Genomic DNA, 7041 nt, shown 5'->3' with positions numbered 1-7041 from the left:
CCTTCACGCCTTCCGAGATCGAGACACTCAAAGCCCTTCAGCCAAAACTGGAAGGCAAAACAAAACTGCAGAAAAATCCCCACCCCGTAAAATCCATGGCCTGGGCAGCTTGGACGATCGCAAAGCTAGGTGGATGGGATGGATATCCAAAATCAAAACCGCCCGGCCCGATTACCTTCAGGCACGGACTGCAATTCTTCAAATCCATCGCATTGGGCCGAGAACTCCGAGATGTGTGAATCGCCTAGCGCCGCGCGGGGGAGGTGGCGTCGCAAGCCCTTACGACCTTCAGGTCGTCAAAAGGGCTTAGCGATGACGGAGGGGGGCCTTAGCGCCGGGCTGGCAGCTATTACCGTACCCATCCGTCGCGCGCGTTCCGGCGGAAGTATATTGACGCCGCAGCACTTTCGAACGATCTTGCCCATGATTAATGGGAGGGTCCGATGCGCAAAAGCCTTATCGTCACCGTTGCGGCCCTGCTGGGCCTGATCGCCGCGCCTTGTATGGCCAAGGACTATATCGTCATCGATTTCAAGGAGGACAATAGCGACGTCCTGGTGCTTGATCGTTCGACCATCACGCCCGTCCACGACAACATCATTGCTGCCTGGGACATCATCTTTCTGCAAGGCCCCGGCATCGACAGCGACGGCGTCGTGCGCAAGCGGACCAATTTTTGGTATGATTGCGCAACACCGCGATCGGCCATCCAGGCCATGGAACTCTTCGATAGCGCGACGGGCCCCGCCCTGGACGCCTGGGATCATCCCGAAGACGAACTGCAGTGGGATCCGATCGACGACGGGAGCATCAGCGCCTACGAACGCGACTTCGTCTGCGGCACCACGACGCCTACCGAGGACGACATCCTGCACGCCGACAGTGACGAAGAGCTGCAAAAGCAACTGGCCGACTATTACGCATCGGTACAAAAATAGTACAGCCTGGCCGTTGCCTTTCGCCGTCATCATCGCCAAAGTCACGGCATGGCGATGTTCAAGCTCAAACTGGAGGATAGCCGCCTGTGGGCGCTGGTGACCGCAACCGTACGGCCGCACCGTGCCTCGCGTTTGCCCGAGCCTGAGGCGGAAACGGAAACCATCCAGATCAGCGGCATGGCGCCCGAAAAAAGCGTCATGGTCGCCGAAAAACCCAAACCCGTCCCGCCGACGCCCTTTCGTCTCAGCCAGGCGGTCCGGCCGGAACCGGGCTTTCGTTTTATCGCTGGCGACAGCTTCACGCCGGACCCGATCGAGCCGCGGCGCAAACGCCGGCTGTCGCGTGAACGCGATCCAATCGAGGCGCGGCTGGACCTGCACGGTATGAATTCGATGGCGGCCGAGGCGCGGCTGAAGGCGTTTGTGCAACAGGCCTATGCCAATGATTATCGCGCTGTGCTGGTGATTACCGGCAAGGGGCTGGCGGAAAACGGCATACTGAAACGCAATGCGCCGGAATGGCTGGCCGATCCGGCTTTGTCGCATATCGTCGCCGGCATTTCCCAGGCTCACGCCAAGCACGGCGGCACCGGCGCACTCTATGTCGCGCTGAAGCGGCGACCGGCGTAAAAGGTTTTTGCCGCGAAAAGCGCGAAAAGCGCGAAAAAAATTTAGCGCTCGCGCGAAGCGCCTTCAAACCAAGACCGCAGTCACAACTGAAAGCCGGCCGGGCATAAACATTTCCGCAGCGTTTCGCGCTTTTCGCGCTTTTCGCGGCAAAAACCTAAATACGCCTCAGCGCGCATCACTCTCTCAGATCAGCCCCTCTTTTTGCGCCAGTTCGCGCAAGGATACCGCCGGACGCGGGCCGTAATGGCCGATAACCTCGGCGGCGGCCAGAGAGCCCAGGCGGCCACAGGTCTCGACATGCAAACCCTGAGTCAGGCCGAACATGACGCCCGCCGCATACTGGTCGCCGGCGCCCGTCGTATCCAGCACGCTGGAGGCCGGATAGGCCGGAATGGTGTGGGTATCGTCCAGCTTGGCGCAGACCGAGCCCTTTTCCGAACGCGTCACAAAGGCCAGGTCGACCTTGCTGCGCAGGTAGCGCAGGGCCTTGTAAAAGTCGTCGGTCTGGAACAGCGACATCAGTTCGCCTTCGTTGGCAAAGACCAGGTCGATATGGCGGTCGATAAAGGCCAGCAGGTCTTCGCGCCAGCGGTCGACCACAAAGGTGTCGGACAGGGTGATGGCGGTCTTGCGGCCATGGGCGCGGGCCAGTTGCGCCGCCTTGGCGAAGGCTTCGCGGCCGGACGGTGTGTCGAACAGATAGCCTTCGAGATAGACGATCTGCGACGCCTTGATCAGGCTTTCATCGATATCGGCGGCGCTGACCATGGCCGCGGCGCCCAGGAAGGTCGCCATGGTGCGCTGGCCGTCAGGCGTGATGTTGATCAGGCAGCGGCCGGTATGGGTCGGATCGTCGTGCAGGACTTCGGTGTTGAAGGTGACGCCCATCTTCTTCAGATCGCGCGAGAAGGCTTCACCCAGCGGGTCGTGCGCCACCTTGCCGATATAGGCGCACTTGGCGCCGTAGGAGGCAGCCCCCGCGATGGTGTTGCCGGCCGAACCGCCCGACGCCATTTCGCTGTCGGCCATGGCTTCGTTGAGGCTGACCGCGCGGTGCTGGTCGATCAGGGTCATGGCCCCCTTGTGCAGGTCGTGCGCTTTCAGGAAGGCCTCATCGGCCGGGGCCAGGACATCGACAATGGCGTGGCCGACGGCGGTGATATCGTAGGTAAGGGTCATATGTGGCCTTGGCGTTTTTGCGGTTTTGGGCTGTGTGAATCCGATTGCGCGACGCTACCCTAATGGTGAATAAAGGCGCGATGAGCAAGAGTTTATTGATACTGACACCGAACCCGGACCATCCGTCGCATCATGGCCGCTGGCCCTATGTCCTGGACGGTTATCGCGAAGCCCTGGCGGGAATCGACGTCGAGATTTTCGACCAGCCGTGGTCGGAGCCGGTGACGCGCGACTATGACCTGATCCTGCCTCTGGTGGCGTGGGGTTACCATAACGATCCGGACGGCTTCCGCACCGCCCTGGCGCAGATGCAGGCCGACGGGCGCAGGGTCTTCAACCCGGCCGATATCGTGGCGTGGAATGTCGACAAGCGTTACCTGCGCGATCTGGCGGAAGCCGGGGTGCGGATCATTCCGACTCTGTTTGTCGAGCGGCTGACGGTGGAGGCAATTGCCCAGGCGCGAGCGGATTTCGGCCAAACCCTGGTGATCAAGCCCGTGGTCTCGGCCGGCGCCAAGGATACGTTGGTCTGGCGCGATGAGGGCCTGCCGCCCTTGGGCGCGCAAGGGTCGGAGCCGGTATTGCACGCCGAAAAGGCCGGCACGGCACCGGCGGGTGTCGCGATGATCCAGCCCTTTATGGCGGCGATCGCCAGCGAGGGCGAATGGTCGTTATTGTACTTTGCCGGGCAGTTTTCGCATGCCGTGTTGAAAACCCCCAAGGCCGGCGATTTCCGCTCCCAGCCGGATTATGACGCCCACGTGCGGCTGGAAACACCGCCGGAGGATGCCCTGGCCCTGGGTCATGCGGCGGTTGGCTTTGTCGGTGGCGATCGGCTTTTGTATGCCCGGGTCGATATGGTGCGCGACGACCAGGGCAGGTTCTGTCTGATGGAACTGGAACTGATCGAACCGGATCTGTTTCTCGGTCATGATCTGGAAGCATCCATGCGGTTCAAGGATGCTGTCGAGATGGCGCTGCATGTCGGGTGCGCGTGTCATGGGTAGGCGGCGCTATTAATTGCCTTGATATATGCCGAAACGCGCTTAAAGGTTGAATCATATTAAGGGCGAATTGTTATTCAATGATTGGTAATGGCACCAGCGATAAAGATTTCACAGAACAACTTGGGCGATACCCCGCTTGGGCTATCCAAGGCCTTGGAATTCGAGCGACTTTACGAGCCCTTTTTCACTCACGCTTAGCATATCAGTCTGATGAAATCTTATTGAGCACCCTACAGTCGTTATTTATATCCTATGTTGGCACTAGATTTGCAGATTCTAGGCTTCAGGACGTCTCGGATATCGCTGCACAAATAGCCTCCAGAACGGTCGATTTAGTTAAAGACAACACGTGCCGCTCTATAGTTCAATCGGCATTTTTCGTATCCGCCTATGGAACAAACCAAGGCGGCCCAGAACTTATTCTTGCAGCGATAAAAAAATCTTCGGAATATATGCCAGAACGTGAAGAGTTTACTACGCGATCAGTAGGCACTCATGAAGTTCACACAAAATTTGATTTTTGGTCAAACATTAATATAGATTTGGATATATTATCTCTAAATTTTACTACAAATGAATACATAGAATCAAGCTCATTAATATCTAGAAGATTGTGGAATTCGCCAAACCGTATGATCACAATGTCGAAAGATGATTTTTTAAGGCAACTTGAAGCAAAGAAACCCGAACTGAACTGGAATATTTGGAAAGAGTGGCTCAGCAGGCGATTTGATGGATATTTCAACGTCTTTGAAAATCTAGACGAAAACAGTGATCGTCAAATTAGTACTCAAATTTCGTCTGAAACACTAAATTTTTGGGACCGACCAGCCGCTGAGGTCAATGCCGATATTTGTGCGAGGGTTGAGGTGGCAAGATTGCAAGAGCCTGAACCAACGGTCCGGCAACCTGCATCCGTCAAACCTGTCTGGCACAACAATAAACTCATTCAAGACGACGGTATTTCCTCGGATGCCTCGCTTGCATCGCTTGACGCACTGCTCGAGGGCATCGGCGGGGACTTCGCCACTCTGGCCGACAGCATGAGCGGCAAGGCCAATATTTCCGAAAGCGCACTCGGCCTGCTTAACGCCACGGCCGAACAAATTTCGGCCGCTGGTCTGGATCGGAAGAAGCTTTTTCGACTTACCAACCGGCTGCTGGCTTTACAATATTATGGAGTCACCGTTCGAGAGGAATGGAAGCCAGAATATGGTGCACAGTACCATGCTCTCGTCGCTCAGCTTGATAACCTGTTGAGGACCTTTCCAGACATACAAGATTTCATGACGGCGGTACCAAAACCCGAACGTACTCTGCATGAGGTGCAGACGTTGGAAGAAATCGGCGCTCAAATTATCGAAAGTCTACAAGCAGACGAAGTGTCACCGGTTATTGATATGTCCATTGTCGAAGCTGTACGCGAGAGCCATCAGGCTGTCTCTGACGACCTTGGGCCTTGGATCGGCAGCCTAAGTTCAAATAGCAGGCGAAGTATAGGCAGCGTCGAGAACATGCTGGGCGGGCTAAGCAATATCCTCGGAGAACTCGGCAATCGCGCTCTGAAAAGTCTTCAAAATAAGGGCGGAGAACATGCTGACAAGACAGGTGATTATGCAACGGACGCCAGTGTATACATCTTTAACAAACTGAAAATGACGAGTAAGGCTGGCGCGGTTGGGGCCGCGAGTGCCGCGACTGCGCTGGCGACAAATATAGAGATCTTAGCTCAAGCGAGCGCTCCGTTGGGTATCCTGATCAGTCTGCTTACTTATATCGCGTTGAGCAAATCATCGTCTGAAAAGAAGTAGTTAATCAACGCTCGGGCTATATTGACGTAACATGGGTCGGTTTTCTCGTACCTAACCTTGCGCAGTAGTCGGCCGGCAAACAGGCCTATGCACTCTATTTTGTCCGCTGAAATAAGAAAGCAAGAAACCCCACCACCACATCTCGCCAAGCTTCGCTGACGCTACGCCTTGTCTCGTGCGGTCCCCCTCCCCGTCCCTTCGGGCCAGGGATGTATAAGGAAGCGTGGCCAGCGATCCCCTACCGCGACAGCACCGGCGCGTTGCGGTTGGGGCCGACGCCGTCGGGCACAGGCACGCTGGTGCCGCTGTAATTGTTATTGATCACCAAATTCGGATTGTGGGTCAGGCGCAGACTGTCGGCGACGATGATGCTCCACGCCGAGTCCTGGCCGACACTGCCGACCGTGGACACGGCCAGTTGGGCGCTGGGAATATAGATAGTGCCCAGAAGCTTCGAGACGTGATCCGAACTGATGCTGAAAATTTCATGATTGTCGCGGGTTGTAACGATCAGAAATCCGGCAAAGGTACCAGACTTGCGAGCTCCCAAGCGGACGGAAGCCTTGTCGGCAAAATTGATTTTCTTGGTCGAGCCGAAAATCAGGACAACGTCGTCACCTTGGATAATAGCATTTTCGTGAGCTTCCAGATCGTCCATGAAATAGTGCTCGCCCGGCTGTAGTATCAGGGTGGCATTCTTTTCGATCTTGAAGTGTTCGCAGTGAACGCCAGGTGCCAATGTGAACACGACCCCGGTTTTCTCCTTGATCTCCTCCGGCTTGCCGACACAGGCCGTCGGCGGCTTGAGATTCATCGACGCGAACGGATCGGGTATGGCCATGGCGCCCGAATTGCCGGCCGGTGAAATCGGACCGCTGACCTTGCCTGTGGCCTGGGTGCGGTCAGCCTGGATCATGGCGCTGCTTTTGACCGTGATGTTCTGGTTGGCATGGATGGCGCAACCCGTAGCGCGGATGCGTGCCGAGTTGTCCAGCGTAATCCCGCCCGTTGTTCCGGTCTGCAAGACGCACAAAGGCACACTGCCCAGGTTTTCCGCCGTGGCAGAGACGGACAGGGTCTCGTCGCCGTCGTGCAGAAAGCCGATCATTGGCTTATGTGCGGTTCGGCCTTCGACCGTGACCGAGTTACCGTCCGACGCTATGGCGACCGTAAAGGTGACGTGATCCGTGATATGGGCCGCGTCAAGCGTTTGCTGGGCGATGCGAATGGCGGTTTCGGTGACATTGGTATTGCCCATCGCCTGGGCCACCGACAACCGGCCGGCGCCGGCCAGCGCCCCGGCATCGACCGCCGCCTGGAGGGTTGCGTGCTCGTTGGACGCGCCCATCAGATCGACGACGCCGAAGGCGGCAAAAAGCAGCGGCACGGCGCACAGGGCGGAGATGGTCGCGACATTCCCCCCCGCGTCTCGCATGAAGCCGTTCTTAAACACGCCTGGCACCTTCGCTTGGGTCG

The 7041-nt window shown here is 57.1% G+C and carries 6 protein-coding genes and 1 pseudogene; 5 read left to right on the top strand and 2 right to left on the bottom strand.

Annotated features, from left to right (window positions below):
- The 3 genes and pseudogenes from AC1DXO_RS03665 to AC1DXO_RS03655 form a co-directional block, all read left to right on the top strand.
- Positions 1-239 (top strand): annotated as a pseudogene (locus tag AC1DXO_RS03665) (IS4-like element ISSysp3 family transposase); the annotation flags it as partial.
- Between the two features lie 204 nt (positions 240-443).
- A complete protein-coding gene (locus AC1DXO_RS03660; RefSeq protein ID WP_476976725.1) occupies positions 444-938 on the top strand; it encodes a surface-adhesin E family protein in 495 nt (164 codons plus the stop codon).
- 48 nt (positions 939-986) lie between these two features.
- Positions 987-1568: a Smr/MutS family protein gene (locus AC1DXO_RS03655; RefSeq protein WP_476976724.1), complete on the top strand. Its 582-nt coding sequence runs from the start codon at positions 987-989 to the stop codon at positions 1566-1568.
- Between the two features lie 183 nt (positions 1569-1751).
- Here AC1DXO_RS03655 and AC1DXO_RS03650 read toward each other — a convergent pair whose 3' ends face one another.
- A complete protein-coding gene (locus AC1DXO_RS03650) occupies positions 1752-2747 on the bottom strand; it encodes an adenosine kinase (RefSeq protein WP_476976723.1) in 996 nt (331 codons plus the stop codon).
- Between the two features lie 80 nt (positions 2748-2827).
- Between AC1DXO_RS03650 and AC1DXO_RS03645 the strand changes: the two genes are divergently transcribed.
- Positions 2828-3754, top strand: a complete 927-nt coding sequence (locus AC1DXO_RS03645; protein WP_476976722.1) for an ATP-grasp domain-containing protein — start codon at positions 2828-2830, stop codon at positions 3752-3754.
- 77 nt (positions 3755-3831) lie between these two features.
- Positions 3832-5565, top strand: a complete 1734-nt coding sequence (locus AC1DXO_RS03640) for a hypothetical protein (protein WP_476976721.1) — start codon at positions 3832-3834, stop codon at positions 5563-5565.
- Between the two features lie 238 nt (positions 5566-5803).
- Here AC1DXO_RS03640 and AC1DXO_RS03635 read toward each other — a convergent pair whose 3' ends face one another.
- Positions 5804-7000 (bottom strand): TadE/TadG family type IV pilus assembly protein, encoded by a 1197-nt coding sequence (locus tag AC1DXO_RS03635; RefSeq protein WP_476976720.1) that lies wholly within the window; start codon positions 6998-7000, stop codon positions 5804-5806.
- Between the last annotated feature and the right edge of the window lie 41 nt (positions 7001-7041).

Source organism: Asticcacaulis sp. P2_C5 (assembly GCF_056404555.1).
This window is presented reverse-complemented; position numbering and strand designations above follow the sequence as displayed.

What these genes read in the sequence shown, in the direction of transcription:
- AC1DXO_RS03640 (WP_476976721.1), top strand. Translation starts at nt 3,832, where the DNA reads ATGATTGGTAATGGCACCAGCGATAAAGATTTCACAGAACAACTTGGG.
- AC1DXO_RS03645 (WP_476976722.1), top strand. Translation starts at nt 2,828, where the DNA reads ATGAGCAAGAGTTTATTGATACTGACACCGAACCCGGACCATCCGTCG.
- AC1DXO_RS03655 (WP_476976724.1), top strand. Translation starts at nt 987, where the DNA reads ATGGCGATGTTCAAGCTCAAACTGGAGGATAGCCGCCTGTGGGCGCTG.
- AC1DXO_RS03660 (WP_476976725.1), top strand. Translation starts at nt 444, where the DNA reads ATGCGCAAAAGCCTTATCGTCACCGTTGCGGCCCTGCTGGGCCTGATC.
- AC1DXO_RS03650 (WP_476976723.1), bottom strand. Translation starts at nt 2,747, where the DNA reads ATGACCCTTACCTACGATATCACCGCCGTCGGCCACGCCATTGTCGAT.
- AC1DXO_RS03635 (WP_476976720.1), bottom strand. Translation starts at nt 7,000, where the DNA reads ATGCGAGACGCGGGGGGGAATGTCGCGACCATCTCCGCCCTGTGCGCC.